The organism is Actinophytocola glycyrrhizae (assembly GCF_042653545.1).
GTDB classification, from domain to species: domain Bacteria; phylum Actinomycetota; class Actinomycetes; order Mycobacteriales; family Pseudonocardiaceae; genus Actinophytocola; species Actinophytocola glycyrrhizae.
Genome location: NZ_JBHSIS010000027.1, coordinates 1 through 20,244 on the forward strand (window position 1 = coordinate 1; position 20,244 = coordinate 20,244).

Here is a 20,244-nt window from a genome sequence, read left to right on the forward strand (position 1 = left end):
AAGCTAAGCCCACCAGCGCCGATGGTACTGCACTCGACAGGGTGTGGGAGAGTAGGACACCGCCGAACACCCTTCACAAGAGGCCCCCCGCACCCCGGGGGGCCTCTTGCATGTTCAATAGGTGTACGGACGGCCCCATGTCAGCAGTAGTGCCAGGAGGAACAGTGTCGGACCGCAACCGCGACGAGTCAGAGAGCGGTGGCGCGCGCAACCGGGACCGCGACTCCAGCCGCAGTGATCAGGGCAGTCGCCCTTATCGGAACAATCAGGACCGCGACAGAGGCGGCTACCGCCCGACTCGCGACCGCAACGACAGCTCCAAGGGCACCTACCGTTCCACCCGCGACGACTCCCGAACCAACCGCCCGGGCCGTGACGACGACCGCGGCCACCGAGGCAACCGCCAGTTCGGCGACGATCGCAACCAGCGCCCCGACAGGCCACGCAACTCCCAGGACGACCGCGGCTACCGTGGTGGCAATCGCGACAACCAGGGCACCCGCGACAACCGCGGCTACCGCCCCAACGACCGCGACTCCCGCAAGTACGGAAGCAGCGGCCGCGACGACCGCAACACCCAGGGCAACGACCGGGGCAACCGCGCCTACGGAAACACAACTCGCGACGACCGGGGGAACCGAGGCGGAGACCGCGACAGCGGCTACCGCCCGAACCGCGACAACCGTGGCTACGGAAGCACAAACCGCGACACCCGCTCGTCGCGGGATGACCGCAGCGGCTACCGAGGCGGGGATCGCGACAACCGTTCGTCCCGCGATGACCGCGGTTACCGCGGTGGGGACCGGGACACCCGCCCATCGCGCGATGACCGGGGCTACCGAGGTGGCGATCGCGACACCCGCTCGTCGCGGGACGACCGCGGTTACCGCGGCGGGGACCGGGACACCCGTCCGTCCCGCGATGACCGCGGTTACCGAGGTGGGGATCGCGACACCCGCCCGGCACGCGATGACCGGGGCTACCGAGGCGGGGACCGCGATGACCGGGGCAACCGCCCGTTCCGCGACGACCGGCCCTCCCGAAGCGGAGGCCGCGACGGCGGCTACCGCCCGAACCGCGACGACCGCACCGGAAGCCGCGACGACCGAGGCAGCCGCCCGTTCCGCGATGACCGCGGCTCCCGCGGTGGCGATCGCGACACCCGTCCGCCCCGCGACGACCGTGGCGCCCGAGGGGGGGACCGCGACAACCGGAATGGCCGCCCGTTCCGGGAAGGAAGCGGCAACCGCGGCTACGCGGGCGGAAACCGCGACGACCGGGGCAGCCGCCCGTCCCGTGACGACCGCGACGGCGGCTACCGCCAGAACCGCGATGACCGTGGCTCCCGCGGTGGCGACCGCGACGATCGAGGCAGCCGCCCCTACCGCGCCGGCACCCGTGACGACCGCGGCAACCGGCCGGCCCGCGACGACCGCGGCAGCCGAAGCGGGACCCGCGATGACCGTCGCACCCGCGACGATCGCCCGTCCCGTGATGACCGGGACTCCCGGACCGCCCCGGCGGCCGAAACGCCGAAGGAACCAACCAGCGGCTTCGCGCGCCGCAACCACTACACGTCCACAACGGGTGGTGACAGCCACAACAGCGGCTACCGCACTCGCGACGACTCGGCCTACGAGGACGTCACGGCCACCGGCGACTACGACTCGGGCGCACTGACCGAGAACGACGTCCCGGCAACAGTCGGCCAAGGGCAGAACACCGCCGCCCGAGCCGACGACCTCACCGACGACCTCTCGCCGACCGCTGCCGACAACCTCCCGGCCGAAGCGGCAGACGTGGCTCCCACCTCTGCCGACGAGCACACCACCCCGGCGGACGAGCCGCCCACCAGCGGCACCTCCGTCAACGAGGTCGCCGAGACGGCCGAGGTTCCCGCCAGCGGCACGCCTGCGGACGAGGCCGCCGCCACAACGGACAGGGCGCCCGATACCCAGGAGGCCACAAGCGCGACGAACGTGACAGCCGTCGGCGGCGCTCCCACCGACGAGGTCACCGTCTCAACGGCCCCGGCTCCCACCGGTACCTCCGCCGACGAGCCCACGGCGCACGAGACGTCTGTCAGCGGCACCCCGATCGACGAGGCACCCGATCCGACGGCTCCGGCTCTCAGCGGCACCTCCGCCGACGAGGCCGCCGCGACAAACGGCGCTCCCACCGACGAGGCTGCCGACTCGGCGGCTCCGGCTTCCAACGGCACCTCCGTCCGTGAGCACGTCGTAGCGGACAAGGTGCCCGCCAGTGGCGCCCCGCTCGGCAGCGGCACCGGCTCGGCGCTTCCGGCTCTCGACGGCCCTTCTGTCGACGAGGCCGGTACGACGAACGAGGCTCGCCCCAGCGGCGTCCCGGCCGATGAGGTGGCCGACCCGGCTCTCAACAGCTCCTCTGTCGGCGAGGCAACCCAGTTGGCCGAGGCGCCCAGTCCCGTCAGCGAGCACACGCAGGAGCCTCGTCGGCGTGACGGTGAACCCGAACTCCCCGCCGACATCGAGTTCAAGGATCTCGACGCGGACGCGCGGCGTGAGCTGAAGAGCCTGTCCAAGACCGTCGCCGAGTTGGTCGGCAAGCACCTGGTCGCGGCCGGTCTCCTCCTCGAAGAGGACCCCGAGCTGGCCCTTGCCCACGCTCGTTTCGCACGCACCCGTGCGTCGCGGGTCGCGGTTGTTCGGGAGGCTGCCGGTATCGCCGCCTACCACGCGGGGGAGTGGGCCGAGGCGCTCGGCGAGTTCCGCGCGGTCCGCCGCATGACCGGGTCGCAGGCCCATCTGCCGGTGATGGTCGACTGTGAACGTGCCCTCGGCCGGCCGGAGCGTGCGCTGGAGCTGGCCGCCGACGCCAAGGACCTTCCGCCGGACGTCGCGGTCGAGCTGAAGATCGTCGCGGCAGGGGCCAGGCGGGACCTCGGGCAGGTCGACGCCGCGGTCGTCGCGCTCCAGGGGCCCGACCTCGACCCGAAGCGCCGTGACCCGTGGAGTGCTCGCCTGTTCTACGCCTACGCCGACAACCTCGAGGCCGCCGGCCGCACCGACGACGCCATCCGCTGGTTCCTGAACGCGGCGGAAGCCGATCTCGACGACGAGACCGACGCCGCCGAACGTGCCACCTCGCTGAGCGTGTCATGAGCCTGCTCGACGACTACGACGCTCTCCTGTTCGACCTCGACGGCACCGTCTACCGGGGCGAGGAGGTCGTGCCCGGTGCCGACCGTGCTGTCGAGGCCGCGCACGCCGCGGGCACGAAGGTCCGCTTCGTCACCAACAACGCGTCCCGCGGGCCGGACGAGGTGGCAAGTCATCTGACTCGGATCGGTGTGCGGGCGGTGCCGGCGGAGGTCAGCACCAGCGCGCAGGCGGCCGCTGCGGTGCTTGCCGAGAAGCTGCTGCCCGATACAACCGTACTGGTTGTCGGTTCGGCGGCGCTCGTGCACGAGGTCGAGATCAGGGGCCTCACCGCCACCCGCACCAACAGCGACGCCGTCCAGGCCGTCGTCCAGGGGCTGAGCAAGGACACCAGCTGGCACGACCTCGCCGAGGCGTGTGTCGCCATCCGTACCGGTGCGCTGTGGGTCGCCTGCAACGTCGACCCCACCCTGCCCACCGAGCGCGGTCCGCTGCCCGGCAACGGATCCTTCGTCGCCGCGCTGCGGACCGCGACCGGCAGCGAGCCGGTGATCGCAGGCAAGCCGGCCGCCCCGCTGATGGACGAGGCACAGAAGTCCGCCGACGCGCGAAACCCGCTGGTCATCGGGGACCGGCTCGACACCGACATCGCCGGCGCGGTCGGCGCGGGCATGGACTCACTGCTGGTACTGACCGGCGTCGCCACCGCGCGGGAACTGCTGGCCGCGCCGGAGGACATGCGGCCGACCTTCGTCGCCCACGACGTCACGGCCGTCGCCGAGGACGGCGTCCGCATCGAGGGCGACGACTGGCCCACCGCCGTGCGTGCCGCGCTCGCCCGCCTCGGTCTCGAGCATGAAGTAGCGTGACAGGGTGGAGTTCGACACCGACCAGGCCGCCGAGGTCGACACGGCCTACATCGACGACGCGATCGCCGGCACCGAGAACCTCGACGCCGTCCCGTTGACCGAGCACGTCGGGCGGTTCGACGCTGTGCACGCGGCCCTCAACGAGGCCCTGACCAGCATCGACACGGACTGACCCGGTGCCGAGGAGGACCCGGCTCGACGCCGAGCTGGTGCGTCGCGGCCTCGCCCGCTCCCGCGAACACGCGTCACAGCTGATCGCCGACGGTCGTGTGACCGTCCGCGGCACGGTCGCGGGCAAACCGGCCACGGCCGTCGAGACGGACGCGCCCGTCGTGGTCCGCGACCGCGACAACGACCCCGACTGGGCCTCCCGCGGTGCCCACAAGCTCCTTGGCGCGCTGGAGAGGTTCCCCGTCGCGGTCGACGGCCGCCGCTGCCTGGACGCCGGTGCGTCCACCGGTGGCTTCACCGACGTCCTGCTGCGTCGCGGCGCGCGGGAGGTCGTCGCCGCCGACGTCGGGCGCGGCCTGCTGGTGTGGCGGCTGCAGACCGATGACCGCGTGGTCGTGCGCGACAGGACCAACGTCCGCGCGCTCACCGCGGAGCAGACCGGGGGACCGGTCGACCTGGTCGTCGCCGACCTGTCGTTCATCTCGCTGCGGCTCGTGCTGCCCGCGCTGCTCGCGTGCACGAACGAGGACGCCGACCTGCTGCCGATGGTGAAACCGCAGTTCGAGGTGGGCAAGGAACGACTCGGCTCCGGCGGCGTCGTCCGCGACCCCGCGTTGCGTGCCGAGGCGGTGCTGGCTGTGCTGCACGCGGCCGGGGAACTGGGGTTGCGCCCGCACGGTGTGGTCGCCAGCCCCCTTCCTGGACCGTCGGGGAATGTCGAATACTTCGCATGGCTGCGTCGTGGCGCGCCCCTGGACGACCAGGCGGCGGCCGCGCTCGTGGAGACCGCTGTCCGAGAGGGGCCGCAATGACCGCACGTGAAGTGCTCCTCGTCGTCCATACCGGCAGGCAGGACACTCGCCGCGCCGCGGAGAAGCTCGCGGGCTGGTTCGCCGACGCCGGTATCAGGTTGCGGGTGTTGGAACGTGAGGCGCCGGATCTGGACGCGTCCTGCTACCAGCGGGTCGTGCCGGTGGGCGCGAAGGCAGCGGAAGGCACGGAACTCGTGTTCGTCCTCGGCGGCGACGGCACGCTGCTGCGTGCCGCCGAGCTGGCCCGGCCGGCCGGGGTGCCGGTGCTCGCGGTGAACATGGGCCGGGTCGGGTTTCTCGCCGAGGCCGACTCGGACGTGCTGGAGGAGGCGGTGTCGCAGGTCATCGCGCAGCGGTACGAGGTCGTCGACCGCATGACCGTCGACGTGACCGCGTCGCTGGGGGACCGGCGGCTCGCGAAGACGTGGGCGCTCAACGAGGCCAGCGTCGAGAAGAGCAGCCGTGAGCGGATTCTGGACGTGCGTATAGAGGTCGACAACCGGCCTGTCTCGTCGTTCGGCTGCGACGGTGTGCTGTGCGCGACGCCGACCGGTTCCACCGCGTACGCGTTCTCCGCTGGCGGGCCGGTGGTGTGGCCGGACGTGCAGGCGCTGCTGGTGGTGCCGAGCAACGCGCACGCCATGTTCGCGCGGCCGCTGGTGGTGTCGCCGGACTCGCGGATCGCCGTCGAGGTGGACCCGTCAGGGCATCCCGCGGTGTTGTGCTGCGACGGTCGCCGTACGTTCGTACTGCCTCCTGGTGCGCGGGTCGAGGTGGCCGGCGGGGAGATCCCGGCGCGGCTGGTCAAGCTGCGGCAGGGCCCGTTCACCGACCGGCTCGTGGAGAAGTTCGAACTGCCGGTCCAGGGTTGGCGCAGCCCACGGGTATGAGCGGAGCTTGCGGAGCGAACGTTGTTGCGGGCGGAGCTTGCGGAGCGAACATCGCGGTGAATCGAACACCCTTGCGGGCGGTGCGAGCTTTTGTCGGCGCGAGCCGATAAAGTGCGCGCTGTGTTGGCCGAGATGCGCATCGAGGGCCTCGGCGTGATCGACGAGGCCACCCTCGAGCTCGACCCGGGACTCACCGTGGTGACCGGTGAGACGGGTGCGGGCAAGACCATGGTCGTCACCGGGTTGCATCTGCTGTCCGGTGGCCGTGCCGAGGTGTCCAGAATCCGCAGCGGCGCGGCGAAGGCGGTGGTGGAGGGCCGTTTCACCGCTCCGCCGGGCAGTGCCGCGGCGAAGGTCGCGAGCGACGCGGGTGCGGAACCCGACGACGACGGGACGCTGATCGCGTTACGCACCGTCAATCCGGACGGGCGCTCCAGAGCGCATCTCGGCGGGCGGTCCGTGCCGGTCGGTGTGCTCTCCGAGCTGTCCGAGCAGCTCATCGCCGTGCACGGGCAGAACGACCAGCTGAAGCTGATGCGGCCGGCCGAGCAGCGGTCGGTGCTCGACCGGTTCGCGGGCGAGGAGCTGGCGGGCGCGCTGTCCGAGTACCGCAGGGTGCGCGAGGAGTGGGTGCGGGTCAGTACCGAGCTGACCGACCGCAGCGCCCGCTCGCGGGAGATGGCACGCGAGGCCGAGATGCTCAAGCACGGGCTCGCGGAGATCGAGGCGGTCAGCCCGCAGCCTGGCGAGGACGACGAGCTGGTGGAGCGGGCCAAGCGGCTCGCGGACGCCGACCAGCTGCGTGAGGCGGCGACCGGTGCCACGTACGCGGTGTCGGGTGCGCCGGAGGGTGACCCGGACGTGCCGGGCGCGCTGGGCCTGATCGCCGACGCGCGGCACCGCCTGTCCGGCTCCGACGACCCGAGGCTGCGTGAGCTGGAGCCGCGGCTCGCGGAGGCGGAGGCGCTGCTGGTCGACGTCGGCACCGAGCTGAGCAGCTACCTCGACGCGCTGGACGCCGACCCGCAGGCGCTGGAGCAGGTGCTGGCGCGGCAGGCGGAACTCAAGCAGCTGACGCGCAAGTACGCGGCGGACGTCAACGGCGTGCTGGCGTGGGCCGAGACGGCGGCGGAGCAGTTGGCGGGTCTGGACACGTCGGAGGAGACGCTGTCCGAGCTGGCCAGGCGACGTGACGAGTTCGCGACGACGCTGGCCGACTGCGCGCAGCGGGTGACGGTGCTCCGCGTCGAGGCCGCTGACAAGCTGGCGCAGGCGGTGACCGTCGAACTGGGCGGTCTGGCGATGGGGCAGGCGGCGATCGAGGTCATCGTCAGCACCCGCTGGGCCGAGGCGAACGACCCGCACGCACTGCGCGTGGCGGGCGGCAAGGAACGTGAGGCGCTTGCCCACGCGGGCCCGGAAGGTATCGACGAGGTCGAGATCCGGTTGCGCGCCCATGACGGCGCGGTGCCGCTGCCGGTGCACAAGGCCGCGTCCGGTGGTGAGCTGTCCCGTGTGATGCTGGCGATCGAGGTGGTGCTCGCGCACTCCGACCCGGTCCCGACCCTGGTCTTCGACGAGGTCGACGCGGGTGTCGGCGGCCGCGCCGCGGTGGAGATCGGCAGGCGGCTTGCCCGGCTGGCCGCGAGCCACCAGGTGGTCGTGGTGACGCACCTGCCGCAGGTCGCCGCGTTCGCCGACCGTCACCTGGTGGTCGACAAGCAGGCCGCGGGTGGCGTGACGCGCAGCGACGTGCGCCGGGTGGACGAGCAGGACCGGGTGCGGGAGCTGGCGCGCATGCTGGCAGGCATGGACTCGACGGAGACCGGGCGTGCGCACGCGGAGGAACTGCTCGCGGTCGCCGACGCGGACAAGAAGTCGACCCGGGGGAAGGGCCGAAAGAAGCGCTAGCCCGCTTGAAGCCCCAGCCCCGGTGGGCGTCAACCGCTTGGGCGTCGCGCGCGATGGCCGTCGGGTGGCGTGAGTCCAACGTGCACAGTCCTAAGTGATCGTTATCGCGGCTGGTACCCGTTGCCACGGGTGGGTGATGTTCCCGGCGTGGCTGACGGAATACCACCAGTGCGTTTGTCACCATCGGTCCCATGAAGCTCACCGGGCTCCTCACGCGATCGAATCAGGCTCGACCTGGGGTCACCGGAATCGCGCGGGTCGACCGGCGAACGGGTGATCTGCTGCGCCGGATCGGACCCGGCGACATCGTGGTCCTCGACCAGGTCGACGTCGACCGCGCTACCGCGGACGCCCTGGTCGACGCCCAGGTCACCGGTGTCGTCAACGCTTCGCCGTCGATCTCCGGGCGTTTCCCGAACCTGGGGCCCGAGATCGTCGTCGGCGCCGGGATCGTGCTCATCGACGGTGTCGGGCCGGGGATCCTGCGCGCCATCAGGGAAGGCAGCAAGGTCCGGCTGCACGAAGGCGTCGTGTACGTCGGCGACAAGGAGGTCGGGCGCGGAAACGAGCAGTCCGTCGAGACCATCGCCGACCTGATGATCAACGCCAAGGCCGGCATGTCCGCTCAGCTGGAGGCGTTCTCCGCCAACACGATCGAGTTCCTGCGGCGGGAGCGGAGCCTCATCCTCGACGGTGTCGGGGTACCGGAGCTCAACGCGAACCTCCGCGACCAGCAGGTGCTCATCGTGGCGTCCGGGCGCGACCACGAGGAGGATCTCCGGCGGCTCAAGCGGTACATCGCCGAGCACCGGCCCGTACTCATCGGTGTCGACGGTGGCGCCGACGCCTTGCACCACCTCGGATATCGCCCGAACGTGATTGTGGGTGACCCGGACGGGTTGTCCACCAACACGCTGCGCAGTGGCGCTGAGGTTGTGGTCCCCGCGCACATGGACGGGCACGCACCCGGCCTCGAACGCGTCCAGGACCTGGGCATCGGCGCGGTCACGTTCCCCGCTTCCGGCAACGCAGAGGATCTTGCGCTGCTGCTGGCCGACACCCATGGCGCGAACCTCGTCGTCACCGTCGGGTTCCAGGCGACCCTGCACGAGTTCCTCGACCGCGGCCGCTCCGGTTCCAACCCGTCCACCTTCCTGACCAGGCTGAAGCTGGGCAGCAAGGTCGTCGACGGCAAGGCGGTCGCCACCCTGCACCGCAGCCGCGTGTCCGTCGGCGCGGTCGTCCTGCTCGTGGTCGCTGCGCTCGTCGCGGTCGCCGTCGCGCTAGCCGTGTCGGGGGTCGGCAGCGCCTATCTCGACTGGTCGGTCAGCACCTGGCACACCTTCACGAACTGGGTTGGGGGAATCTTCTCGTGATCTCCTTGCGGTACCACATCGTTTCGATCGCCGCGGTCTTCCTCGCGCTCGCCGTCGGCGTGGTGCTCGGGTCCACCACGTTGTCGCGGTCGCTGCTTTCGGGGCTGAACAACGAGAACGAGGACCTGGCGGCACAGGTCAACGACCTGCAGAACGAGAGGAACGCCCAGAACGCGCGCCTCGCAGACGCCGACTCGTTCGCCGCGTCCGTCGGTCCCATGGCGGTGCGGGGGCAGCTCGCGCAACGGACCGTCGTGCTGGTCACCACCGTCGACGCCAGGCCAGCCGACCGCGACGCGCTCAAGACCCTCGTCGCCAACGCGGGCGGCACCGTCACCGGTGAGGTGCAGCTCACCGAGTCGTTCAGCGACCCGCGCCACACCGACCAGCTCAAGGACATCGTCGTGCGGCTCCTGCCCGCCGGTGTGCAACTGCCGACCGCTTCCGATCCGGGCACGCTCGCGGGCGGTCTGCTCGGCCCGCTTCTGCTGATCGGGAAGGACGACAACAAACCGCAGGCGTCCGCCGACGAGACCGCCGCCGCGCTGACGGGACTCGCCGAGGGCGGGTTCGTCAAGGCCGGCCAGGGACTTCGGCCCGCGCAGCTCGCCATCGTGCTCACCGGCGGCGCCGCTTCCGGTGACGGCGCGGGGGACCAGGCGGCGACCGTCGCGCGGTTCGCGACACAGCTCGACCGCTCCGGCGCGGGCACCGTGCTCGCGGGCGGCGCGGGTTCTGCGTCCGGCACGGGGGCGATCGGCGTGGTGCGCGCGGACACCGCCGCCACGAGCATCCTGTCCACTGTGGACAACGTGCAGACGTCCGCGGGGCGGGTGGTCACCGTGCTGGCGCTGCGCGAACAACTGGAGGGCAAGGCGGGCCGCTACGGCGACGCGGGCAACGCGGAACGCGCCGCACCGGGCTCACCGGCGGAGTAGCCCGGGCAAGGTCAACTCCAGGTCATGGCACCCGTGGCTACCGACCTGCGATCTGTACCGATTCAGTGGCAGCGTTGTGCCCGTGGTCCGGCTCGTGCCACGCGAGGTCCGGCACCCGGTGAACTGACCGGATGGGTGTCGGACGGGTGTGTCGGATTCGGATCGTCGGGGCAGGTGATACGGTGAAAACCCGTGGAGAGTCAGGCGGGGAGCCCCGCTGCGAACGGTATCGCCAGTAACGGATATGGACCGAAGGCAACGCCACGGGGGGCATCCCTGGTGCAACACTCACGCACTACCAAGTATGTGTTCGTCACCGGTGGGGTCGCCTCGTCGCTCGGCAAGGGCCTGACGGCCTCGAGCCTCGGCCAGTTGCTCACGTCCCGCGGGCTGTGGGTCACGATGCAGAAGCTCGATCCGTACCTCAACGTGGACCCGGGAACGATGAACCCGTTCCAGCACGGCGAGGTGTTCGTCACCGAGGACGGCGCGGAGACCGACCTCGACGTCGGGCACTACGAGCGGTTCCTCGACCGCGACCTGGTCGGCGCGGCGAACGTGACCACCGGGCAGGTGTACTCGACGGTCATCGCCAAGGAGCGGCGCGGCGAGTACCTCGGCGACACCGTGCAGGTCATCCCGCACATCACCGACGAGATCAAGCGGCGTATCCGCGACATGGCGCAGCCGGGCGAGGACGGCAACGCGCCCGACGTGGTGATCGTCGAGATCGGCGGCACGGTCGGCGACATCGAGTCGCTGCCGTTCCTGGAGGCCGCGCGGCAGGTCCGCCACGACGTCGGCCGCGACAACTGCTTCTTCCTGCACGTGTCGCTCGTGCCCTACCTGGCGCCCTCCGGTGAGTTGAAGACCAAGCCGACGCAGCACTCCGTTGCCGCGCTGCGCAACATCGGCATCCAGCCCGACGCGGTCGTCTGCCGCGCGGACCGCGAGATCCCCAGCGGGCTCAAGCGCAAGATCGCGCTGATGTGCGACGTGGACATCGACGCGGTCGTCGCCGCGCCGGACGCGCCGTCGATCTACGACATCCCGAAGGTGCTGCACACCGAGGGCCTCGACGCGTACGTGGTCCGCAGGCTGGGACTGCCGTTCCGGGACGTGGACTGGACCGTGTGGGGCGACCTGCTCACCCGCGTGCACGACCCCAAGGAGACGGTGCGGATCGCGATCGTCGGCAAGTACGTCGACCTGCCCGACGCGTACCTCTCGGTCACGGAAGCCCTGCGTGCGGGCGGGTTCGCGCACCGGGCCAAGGTCGACATCGTGTGGGTCGGCTCGGACGAGTGCGAGACCCCGGCAGGCGCCGCGGCCGCACTGTCCGGTTTGGACGGTGTGCTGATCCCCGGTGGGTTCGGCGTGCGCGGCATCGAGGGCAAGATCGGCGCGATCGAGTACGCGCGGGTCGGCAAGATCCCGGTGCTCGGGCTGTGCCTCGGCCTGCAGTGCATGGTGATCGAGACCGCGCGGCACCTCGCGAACATCACGGGCGCGAACTCCTCGGAGTTCGACGAGGGCACCGAGCACGCCGTGATCTCCACGATGGCCGACCAGGAGGACGTCGTCGCGGGGGAGCGGGACATGGGCGGCACCATGCGGCTCGGCGCGTACCCGGCGAAGCTGGCGGCTGGCTCGGTGGTCGCGAAGGCCTACGGGGCGAAGGAGGTCTCCGAGCGGCACCGCCACCGCTACGAGGTCAACAACGCCTACCGCGACAAGCTGTCGAAGGCGGGGCTGGTGTTCTCCGGTCTCTCGCCGGACGGGCACCTCGTGGAGTACGTCGAACTGCCCGCCGAGGTGCACCCGTTCTTCGTCGGCACCCAGGCGCACCCGGAGCTCAAGAGCCGGCCGACGCGCCCGCACCCGCTGTTCGCCGGTTTCGTGCGTGCCGCGCTGGCACGCAAGGCGTCCGAGCGGCTGCCGGTGGAGCTGCCCGAGGTCTCCGGCGCCGGAGCGCGTTCGTGACCGAACCCGGTCGTCACGAGTTCACCGTACTGTCCACCGAGGACGTATACACCGGGCGCATCATCGCGCTGCGCGTCGACGAGGTCGCGATGCCGGGCGGCTCACAGGCCAGGCGCGAGGTCGTCGAACACCACGGCGCGGTCGCGATCCTGGCGCTGGACGAGGACGACCAGGTGACGCTGATCCACCAGTACCGCCACCCGCTGGGCAGGCGGATCTGGGAGTTGCCCGCCGGGCTGATCGACCATCTCGGCGAGGACCCGCTCGAGTCGGCCAAGCGTGAGCTGGTCGAGGAGGTCGGCCTCGCCGCGCGGAACTGGTCGGTGCTGGTCGACGTGGCCGTCTCGCCGGGTTTCACCGACGAGGTCGTGCGGGTCTTCCTGGCCACCGGGCTTTCCGCTGTGGACCGTGAACTCCTCGGCGACGAGGAGGCGGACCTGGTGGCACGCAAGTTCCCGCTCACCGAGGCCGTCCGGATGACGCTGGCGGGTGAGATCGTCAACGGTGCCACGGTCGGCGGGATCCTCGCCGCGCAGGCGGTCCGCGCCACGGAAGCGACACCTCGCCCGGCGGACGCACCGTGGGAGGACCTGCCGACCCGCTTCCCGTCCCGAGAGAGCTAGTGGTCATGTCGATCCGGTCCTCGGTCGGTGGGGTGTCCTCGCCGGACTTGCAGGTCTCTGGGGTGGCGGAGGGGTTGTTTGGCGGCGGTTTGGGCAGGGAGCCCCTTTGTGGTGGGCTTACGCCACCATCGGGGTTGCGTGTTGTTGAGGCCCGCTTCGCGGGCTCGGGCGCGTAGCGCCCGGTTTGGTGCCGCGAAAGGCGCGTTGACGGCGTGGAGGATGCCGTGAATGGCGCGTTTGGGGCGTTGGGCGCCCTCAACGGCCCATTCCCGGCATCGGTTGTGCTGTCAACGGGCCATTCACGGCGCCCAGCCACGCTCCACCTCGGCAGCTGCGCCTGCGATGGAACGCGACCCACACATGAAGTGCGGGGAGGCGGACTGGCTAGTCCGCGAGTTCGGATTCCGCTGCCCTGATCGCCGCGAACTCCTCCTCCGGGGCGTTCGCGACCAGGTGGTGGCGGCTATGGATGAAGAAGTACGCTAGCGCCACCAGCAGGATGCCCGCCGTGATGGCGGCAGCGAGTTCGTCGACGAAGAACGTCGCCACCACCGCGGCGACCGCGAGTACGGCCGCGATGCCCGTGGTCACGACGCCGCCGGGGGTGCGGTACGGGCGTTCCATGTCGGGTTCGCGGACGCGGAGCACGATGTGTGACACGTTGAGCAGCACGTAGGACACCGTCGCGCCGAAGACGGCGATGTTGATCAGCTTCGCGCCGTCCATGGTGAACGACGCCAGGAGGAAGCCGATCGTGCCCGGGACGACCAGCGCGAGCACCGGGGTCTTGCGGCGGCCGGTCTTCGACAGCCAGCGCGGCAGGTAGCCCGCCCGCGACAGCGCGAACAGCTGCCGCGAGTACGCGTAGATGATCGAGAAGAAGCTCGCCACCAGCCCGGCCAGGCCGACGTAGTTCACGAACTGGGCCAGGAAGTTGTCGCCGCCGTACGCTGCGCGGATCGCGTCCGGCAGCGGGTTGTCCGAGCCGGCGATCGTGTTCGAGCCCGCGGCGCCCGGCGCCACCAGCAGCATCAGGGCCGCGAAGACCAGCAGGGCCGCCATCGCCGCGATGATGCCGCGGGGCAGGTCGCGCTTGGGGTTGCTCGCCTCCTCCGCGGCCAGCGGCACGCCCTCGACCGCGAGGAAGAACCAGATGCCGTACACGAACGCCGCCAGCACCCCGGCGAACCCGAACGGCAGGAACGTGCTCGCGCCGGCCGCGTCGGTCATCGGGATGTCGAACAGCTTGTCGGCGTCGAACCTGCCGACCATGCCGACCACGAACACGATCAACGCGATCACGGCGATGGCGGTGATCACGAACATCACGCGCAGCGCCTCGCCGACGCCCCAGATGTGCACGCCGATGAAGATCAGGTAGCAGACGAGGAACACCGGCCAGCCGCTGGTCAGGCCGAACAGGCCGAGCGCCTCGACGTAACCGCCGATGAACACCGCGATGGCCGCCGGCGCGATCGCGTACTCGATGAGGATCGCGGTGCCGGTGGCGAACCCGCCGGTCGGGCCCAGCGCGCGGCGGGCGAAGCCATAGCCGGCGCCCGCGACGGGCATCGCCGACGCCATCTCGGCCAGGCCGAACACCATGCAGGTGTACATCACGGCCATGAGCACGGTCGCGATCAGCAACCCGCCCCAGCCGCCCTCGGCGAGGCCGAAGTTCCAGCCGGCGAAGTCGCCGGAGATGACGTACGCGACGCCCAGCCCGGCGAGCAGCACCCAGCCCGCCGCACCTTTGCGGAGTTGACGCTGTTCGAGGTAGTCGGCGGAGACGGTCTGGTACTCGACGGCGCGCTGCGACTTCGACGACTTCGACGACTTCGACACGGATGCTCCCTCGGGTCCAATGGGCCAGCATCAGTCCTTTGAGTTTCGCATGAGAGTGATCCTGTTCACCTGTGCTGTCAAGGGCTGCCTCGCGTTGACACCTCAGGTGGGTGCGTGTGGAATGGCCGCAATGGGTCAGGTCTGATCCTTTGGGAGGCAGGCATGGGACATCGCGACGGCATGCTCACGCTCGACCGGCTCCGCGAGCTGGTCGCGGAGGGCGCGATCGACACGGTGCTCGTCGCGATCACCGACATGCAGGGCCGTCTCCAGGGCAAACGCTGTGCCGCCGAGTACTTCCTCAACGAGGTCGTCCCGCACGCGACCGAGGCGTGCAACTACCTGCTGGCCGTCGACGTCGAGATGAACACCGTCGAGGGCTACCACATGTCCTCCTGGGAGCGCGGCTACGGCGACTTCGTCATGCGCCCCGACCTCGGGACGCTGCGGCTCGTGCCGTGGCACGAGGGCACCGCGCTGGTGCTCGCCGACGTCGAGTGGGTCGAAGGCGGGCCGGTCGCCGCCTCGCCCCGGCAGGTGCTGCGCCGCCAGCTCGACCGGCTCGCCGAGCGCGGCCTCGCCGCGTACGTCGGCACCGAGCTGGAGTTCATCGTCTTCGAGGACAGCTACGAGCAGGCCTGGAACAAGGGCTATCGCGACCTGGTGCCGGGCAACCAGTACAACGTGGACTACTCGATGCTCGGCACCGGCAGGCTCGAGCCGCTGCTGCGCGACATCCGCAACGGCATGACCGGGGCCGGCATGTACGTCGAGTCGGCGAAGGGCGAGTGCAACCCCGGCCAGCACGAGATCGCGTTCCGGTACGACACCGCGCTGACCACGTGCGACAACCACAGCATCTACAAGACCGGCGCCAAGGAGATCGCGGCCCGGCACGGCAAGAGTCTCACGTTCATGGCCAAGTACAACGAGCGCGAGGGCAGCTCCTGCCACATCCACATCAGCCTGCGCGGCACCGACGGCGCCACCGTGCTCGCGGGCGAGGGCGAGCACGGCTTCTCGGCGCTGATGACGCACTTCCTCGCCGGGCAGCAGGCCGCGCTGCGTGAGCTGACGTACTTCTTCGCGCCGAACATCAACTCCTACAAGCGGTTCGCGCCGGGCAGCTTCGCGCCGACGACCGTCGCGTGGGGGATCGACAACCGGACGTGCGCACTGCGCGTGGTCGGCCACGGCGAGTCCTTACGGGTCGAGAACCGGGTGCCCGGCGGGGACGTGAACCCCTATCTCGCGGTGGCCGCGCTGATCGCCGCCGGGCTGCACGGCATCGAGAACGAGCTGCCGCTGGAGCCGGGGCTGACCGGCAACGCCTACGGCGCCGACCTGCCGCAGGTGCCCGCCACCATGCGGGACGCGGCCGAGCTGCTCGCGAAGAGCGAGCTCGCACGCACCGCGTTCGGCGACGAGGTGGTCGAGCACTACCTCAACAACGCGCGTGTCGAGCAGGACGCGTACAACGCGGCGGTGACCGACTGGGAGCGGGTCCGTGGGTTCGAACGCCTCTAGCCCGCCGGTCATCGGCATCACGACCTACCTGGAGCAGACGAGGTTCGGGTGGTGGGACACACCGGCGGCGGTGCTGGCGCGCGGCTACCTCGACGGCGTCGTGAACGGTGGCGGCGTGCCGGTGCTGCTGCCACCCGTGGGCGAGGTCACCGCCGACCTCCTGTCGCGTGTGGACGGTCTGATCATCGCCGGTGGCGCCGACATCGACCCGGTGCACTACGGCGCGGACCGGGCGCCCGAGACCGGGCCCGCCCGGCCGGACCGCGACCACGGCGAGCACGTGCTGATCGAGGCGGCGCTCGCGAACGGGGTGCCGCTCCTGGCCGTCTGCCGGGGAATGCAGCTGCTGAACGTGGTGCTCGGCGGCACGCTCTGCCAGCACGTGCCCGACCTCGTCGGCAACACCGAGCATCTGCCGACCCCCGGTGTGTTCGGCCGGGTGGCGGTGAAAGTGCTGCCGGACAGCAGGTTGTCGGGGATCATGGGGTCCGATGTGGACGCCCACTGCCACCACCACCAGTCGGTGGACACCCTCGGCGCCGGGCTGGTCCCCGTGGCGTGGGCTGGCGACGGGATCGTCGAGGCGGTCGAGCTGGCCGAGCCGGAGTTCGTGCTCGGCGTGCAGTGGCACCCGGAGGAGAACGGGACCGACAGCAGGTTGTTCCAGGCGCTCGTGAGCGCCGCCAAGGAGAACGGATGAGCGTCACCGAAGTGATCAACCCTGCCACCGAGGCGGTGGTCACCCGCGTCGAGCTGACGTCGGCGGGCGAGGCCGACGCCGCGATCGGGCGGGCGCACCACGCGCTGCCCGCGTGGCGGGCCGTCGCGCCCGCCGACCGGGCGCGGCTGCTGCGCCGGTTCGCCGAGGCGGTCGACGGCGACCGCGAGCACCTCGCGCGGCTGGAGGTCGAGAACTCCGGCCACACCATCGGCAACGCCCGCTGGGAGGCGGGCAACGTCCGCGACGTGCTGCAGTACTACTCGGCCGCGCCGGAACGCCTGTTCGGCAGGCAGATCCCGGTGCCGGGCGGGGTGAACATCACGTTCGCGGAGCCGCTCGGCGTGGTCGGGGTGATCGTGCCGTGGAACTTCCCGATGCCCATCGCGGGCTGGGGTTTCGCCCCGGCGCTCGCCGCGGGCAACACGGTCGTGCTCAAACCGGCGGAGCTGACCCCGCTCACCGCGCTGCGGCTGGGTGAGCTGGCCCGTGCGGCCGGGATCCCCGAGGACGTGTTCCAGGTGCTGCCCGGCAAGGGCTCGGTCGTGGGGCAGCGGTTCGTCGACAACCCCTTGGTGCGCAAGGTGGTCTTCACCGGGTCCACCGAGGTCGGCAAGCAGGTCATGGCCGGGTGCGCCGCCCAGGTGAAGCGGGTGACGCTCGAACTCGGCGGCAAGAACGCCAACATCGTGTTCGCCGACGCCGACCTGGAGTCCGCGGCCGCTGCCGCGCCGTACGGGGTGTTCGACAACGCGGGCCAGGACTGCTGCGCCCGGTCGCGGATCCTCGTGCAGCGCAGCGTGTTCGAGCGGTTCATGGCGCTGCTGGAGCCCGCGGTCCACGGGGTCGCGGTCGGCGACCCCGGCGACGAGAGGACCGAGATGGGCCCCCTGATCTCGGCCGCGCACCGCGCCACCGTCCAGTCCTACGTGGACGAGACGACCGAGATCGCGTTCCGCGGGAGCGCGCCGGACGGGCCGGGTTTCTGGTTCCCGCCGACCGTGGTCACACCACGCACGGACACCGACCGGGCCGTGGTCGAGGAGGTGTTCGGGCCGGTCGTCACCGTGCAGACGTTCGACGACGAGGCCGACGCGATCCGGATGGCCAACGACACCGACTACGGCCTGTCCGGGTCGATCTGGACCGAGAACCTCGGCCGCGCCATGCGGGTCGCGCGCGGGGTGGAGGCCGGGAACCTGTCGGTCAACTCGCACTCGTCGGTGCGGTACTGGACGCCCTTCGGCGGCGTCAAGCAGTCGGGACTCGGGCGGGAGCTGGGGCCCGACGCCCTCGACGCCTTCACCGAGACCAAGAACGTGTACATCGCGACAGAGGGAGTCTGAGTGAAGCGCCTGCAGGACCGGGTCGCCGTGATCACCGGGGCGGCCAGCGGCATCGGGCTCGCCTCGGCCAGGCGGTTCGCGCAGGAGGGCGCCGTCGTCGTCGGCGTCGACCTGAACACCGACGCCATCGAGGCGCTCGCGAAGGAGACCGGCGGCGCCGCGATCACCTGCGACGTCACCGACGAGCAGACCGTCGAGGCGATGTACGCGCAGGTCGTCGCCGACCACGGCCGGGTGGACGTCGCGTTCAACAACGCGGGCATCTCGCCGCCGGAGGACGACTCGATCCTGGACACCGGCATCGAGGCGTGGGAGCGGGTGCAGAAGGTCAACCTCACGTCGGTGTACCTGTGCTGCAAGTACGTCCTGCCGCACATGCGTGCGCAGGGCAGGGGCTCGATCATCAACACGGCGTCGTTCGTCGCGGTGATGGGCGCGGCGACCTCGCAGATCTCCTACTCGGCGTCCAAGGGCGGCGTGCTGTCGATGACGAGGGAGCTGGGGGTGCAGTTCGCGCGGGAGGGCATCCGCGTCAACGCGCTGTGCCCGGGGCCGGTGAACACGCCGCTGTTGCGGGAGCTGTTCGCCGCCGACGCCGAGCGGGCGCGGCGGCGGCTGGTGCACGTGCCGATGGGCCGGTTCGCGGAGGCGTCGGAGATCGCCGCCGCGGCGGCGTTCCTCGCCAGTGACGACTCGTCCTACATGACCGCGTCGACCTTCCTCGTGGACGGCGGCATCTCGGGCGCGTACGTCACGCCCCTCTAGGTGCCACCGTGGCCGTCCACAAGGGAGTTGCCGCCGCGCTGTTCCGTCCGGTGCGGACCCGCAACGCCTTCGAGGAGACCGTGGAACGGCTGCTGCAGGCGATCCGGCTGGGTGTGGCGGCGCCGGGGGAGAAGCTGCCGGCGGAACGGGAGCTGGCCGCGCGGCTCGGCGTGAGCCGGGTGACCCTGCGGGACGCGATCCGTGCGATCGCCGACGCCGGCTACGTCGAGTCCCGCCGCGGCCGCTACGGCGGCACCTTCGTCGCCGTCACGCTCCCGTCCCCGCCGCCGCGCCCCGCGCCGGGCGGTGACCTGGAGGACGTGCTGACCCTGCGGCGGATACTGGAGAGCGGCGCGGCGGAAGCGGCGGCCGCGCGGGCGCTCACCCGGGCGGAACGGCAGCACCTGACCGCCGCCCTGCTCGACGCGTCCGGCACGGCCACCGGCGATGGGGAGTACCGCCGCCGCGACTCCCGCCTGCACCTGGCGATCGCGGAGGCCACCGCGTCCGCGTCGCTGACCACCGCCGTCGCCGACGTCCGGTCGCGGGTCAACGAGCTGCTGGACGCCATCCCGTTGCTGGCGGTCAACATCGAGCACTCCGACGCCCAGCACCGGTCCGTCGTGGACGCGATACTGGCCGGTGACCCGGCCGCGGCGCGCCAGGCCATGGACGAGCACCTCGACGGCACGGCCGCGTTGCTGCGGGGCTTCCTGTGCGGGTAGCGCCGCTGCCGGGCCCTGGCTACGCCTGCAGCCGCCTGCCGTTCGCGTCGGTGCCGCCACCGGCCAGGATGATGATCCCGTCGATGATGCTCCAGATCACGCCGATGCCGATGAAGCTGGTCAGCAGCTGCGCAAGCCCGATGTTGTTGTGTCCGGTGTAGAACCGCCCGATGCCGAACGGGAGCACGATCTGCAGCACACCGGCGACCACGCGGAGCCGGTCGGACTCGGTCGACGGCGGCGGCGCGGGGGCGTAACCGACCGGCGGCGGCGCGGACGTGTACGGCGCGGGCATGTACGGCGCGGGCGTGGTCATGAACGCCGGGTGGGGTGCTGGCAGGTCCGCGAACAGTGGCCGGAGGTCGGCACGCGTGCGGGCCGCCAGCGCCGCGGTGGTCCGCTCCTCGTACTCCTCGAGCGCCAGCCGACCTTCCGCCATGTGGTCGCCGAGGAGCTTGACCGCGGCCTCGCGCTCCGCGGTGCCGATGCGGAGTTCGTCGTCGGTCATGGAACCCACATTACGTCAGGCGCGCCACGCCGGCCGAAACCGGGAAACCGGCCGGGGCACTAGGCTCCGCCTCGACAGAGTCGGACAAGGACGTCCG

Annotated in this window: 17 protein-coding genes; 15 read left to right on the forward strand and 2 right to left on the reverse strand. The window is 71.1% G+C overall.

Annotated elements, in window-relative coordinates:
* Positions 1-41: 41 nt before the first annotated feature.
* From ACFPCV_RS36950 to ACFPCV_RS36995, 10 genes are all read left to right on the forward strand, one after another.
* Positions 42-3,143 carry a hypothetical protein gene (locus tag ACFPCV_RS36950; protein WP_378062009.1) on the forward strand — a complete coding sequence of 1,034 codons (3,102 nt, stop codon included), beginning with the start codon at positions 42-44 and terminating at the stop codon, positions 3,141-3,143.
* A complete protein-coding gene (locus ACFPCV_RS36955; RefSeq protein WP_378062011.1) occupies positions 3,140-4,009 on the forward strand; it encodes an HAD-IIA family hydrolase in 870 nt (289 codons plus the stop codon). Before ACFPCV_RS36950 ends, ACFPCV_RS36955 begins: the two co-directional genes overlap by 4 nt.
* Before the next feature lie 4 nt (positions 4,010-4,013).
* Entirely contained in the window at positions 4,014-4,181 is a 168-nt protein-coding gene (locus ACFPCV_RS36960; RefSeq protein ID WP_378062012.1) for a hypothetical protein, read from the forward strand.
* 4 nt (positions 4,182-4,185) lie between these two features.
* Positions 4,186-4,992: a TlyA family RNA methyltransferase gene (locus tag ACFPCV_RS36965; RefSeq protein WP_378062014.1), complete on the forward strand. Its 807-nt coding sequence runs from the start codon at positions 4,186-4,188 to the stop codon at positions 4,990-4,992.
* The gene (locus ACFPCV_RS36970; protein ID WP_378062016.1) at positions 4,989-5,882 is read left to right on the forward strand and encodes an NAD kinase; all 894 of its coding nucleotides are present in this window, start codon (positions 4,989-4,991) and stop codon (positions 5,880-5,882) included. Before ACFPCV_RS36965 ends, ACFPCV_RS36970 begins: the two co-directional genes overlap by 4 nt.
* 111 nt (positions 5,883-5,993) lie before the next feature.
* Positions 5,994-7,793: a DNA repair protein RecN gene (gene recN, locus ACFPCV_RS36975; RefSeq protein WP_378062018.1), complete on the forward strand. Its 1,800-nt coding sequence runs from the start codon at positions 5,994-5,996 to the stop codon at positions 7,791-7,793.
* 191 nt (positions 7,794-7,984) lie between these two features.
* Positions 7,985-9,169 carry a putative cytokinetic ring protein SteA gene (gene steA / locus ACFPCV_RS36980; RefSeq protein ID WP_378062020.1) on the forward strand — a complete coding sequence of 395 codons (1,185 nt, stop codon included), beginning with the start codon at positions 7,985-7,987 and terminating at the stop codon, positions 9,167-9,169.
* Complete coding sequence (locus ACFPCV_RS36985; RefSeq protein ID WP_378062022.1) at positions 9,166-10,107, forward strand: copper transporter; 942 nt, start codon at positions 9,166-9,168, stop codon at positions 10,105-10,107. The genes steA and ACFPCV_RS36985 overlap by 4 nt, the downstream gene beginning before the upstream one ends.
* Before the next feature lie 279 nt (positions 10,108-10,386).
* On the forward strand, positions 10,387-12,090 hold the full coding sequence (locus ACFPCV_RS36990) for a CTP synthase (RefSeq protein ID WP_378062024.1): 1,704 nt from the start codon (positions 10,387-10,389) through the stop codon (positions 12,088-12,090).
* A complete protein-coding gene (locus tag ACFPCV_RS36995; protein ID WP_378062026.1) occupies positions 12,087-12,713 on the forward strand; it encodes an NUDIX domain-containing protein in 627 nt (208 codons plus the stop codon). The genes ACFPCV_RS36990 and ACFPCV_RS36995 overlap by 4 nt, the downstream gene beginning before the upstream one ends.
* 384 nt (positions 12,714-13,097) lie before the next feature.
* On the opposite strand, the gene eat is transcribed toward ACFPCV_RS36995, so the two are convergent.
* Positions 13,098-14,558: an ethanolamine permease gene (gene eat / locus ACFPCV_RS37000; RefSeq protein WP_378062028.1), complete on the reverse strand. Its 1,461-nt coding sequence runs from the start codon at positions 14,556-14,558 to the stop codon at positions 13,098-13,100.
* A gap of 162 nt (positions 14,559-14,720) precedes the next feature.
* Between eat and ACFPCV_RS37005 the strand changes: the two genes are divergently transcribed.
* Genes ACFPCV_RS37005 through ACFPCV_RS37025 form a run of 5 tightly spaced genes read left to right on the forward strand, consistent with a single transcriptional unit; the run spans position 14,721 to position 19,639 of the window.
* Positions 14,721-16,085: a glutamine synthetase family protein gene (locus ACFPCV_RS37005; protein WP_378062030.1), complete on the forward strand. Its 1,365-nt coding sequence runs from the start codon at positions 14,721-14,723 to the stop codon at positions 16,083-16,085.
* On the forward strand, positions 16,066-16,785 hold the full coding sequence (locus tag ACFPCV_RS37010; protein ID WP_378062032.1) for a gamma-glutamyl-gamma-aminobutyrate hydrolase family protein: 720 nt from the start codon (positions 16,066-16,068) through the stop codon (positions 16,783-16,785). The genes ACFPCV_RS37005 and ACFPCV_RS37010 overlap by 20 nt, the downstream gene beginning before the upstream one ends.
* On the forward strand, positions 16,782-18,149 hold the full coding sequence (locus ACFPCV_RS37015; protein WP_378062034.1) for an aldehyde dehydrogenase family protein: 1,368 nt from the start codon (positions 16,782-16,784) through the stop codon (positions 18,147-18,149). The genes ACFPCV_RS37010 and ACFPCV_RS37015 overlap by 4 nt, the downstream gene beginning before the upstream one ends.
* Positions 18,150-18,914 carry a 3-oxoacyl-ACP reductase gene (locus ACFPCV_RS37020; RefSeq protein WP_378062036.1) on the forward strand — a complete coding sequence of 255 codons (765 nt, stop codon included), beginning with the start codon at positions 18,150-18,152 and terminating at the stop codon, positions 18,912-18,914.
* An 8-nt stretch (positions 18,915-18,922) separates the two neighbouring features.
* Positions 18,923-19,639 carry a FadR/GntR family transcriptional regulator gene (locus ACFPCV_RS37025; protein ID WP_378062038.1) on the forward strand — a complete coding sequence of 239 codons (717 nt, stop codon included), beginning with the start codon at positions 18,923-18,925 and terminating at the stop codon, positions 19,637-19,639.
* A 19-nt stretch (positions 19,640-19,658) separates the two neighbouring features.
* On the opposite strand, the gene ACFPCV_RS37030 is transcribed toward ACFPCV_RS37025, so the two are convergent.
* Positions 19,659-20,147, reverse strand: coding sequence for a DUF1707 domain-containing protein (locus tag ACFPCV_RS37030; RefSeq protein WP_378062040.1), 489 nt, complete (start codon positions 20,145-20,147; stop codon positions 19,659-19,661).
* Positions 20,148-20,244: the final 97 nt, after the last annotated feature.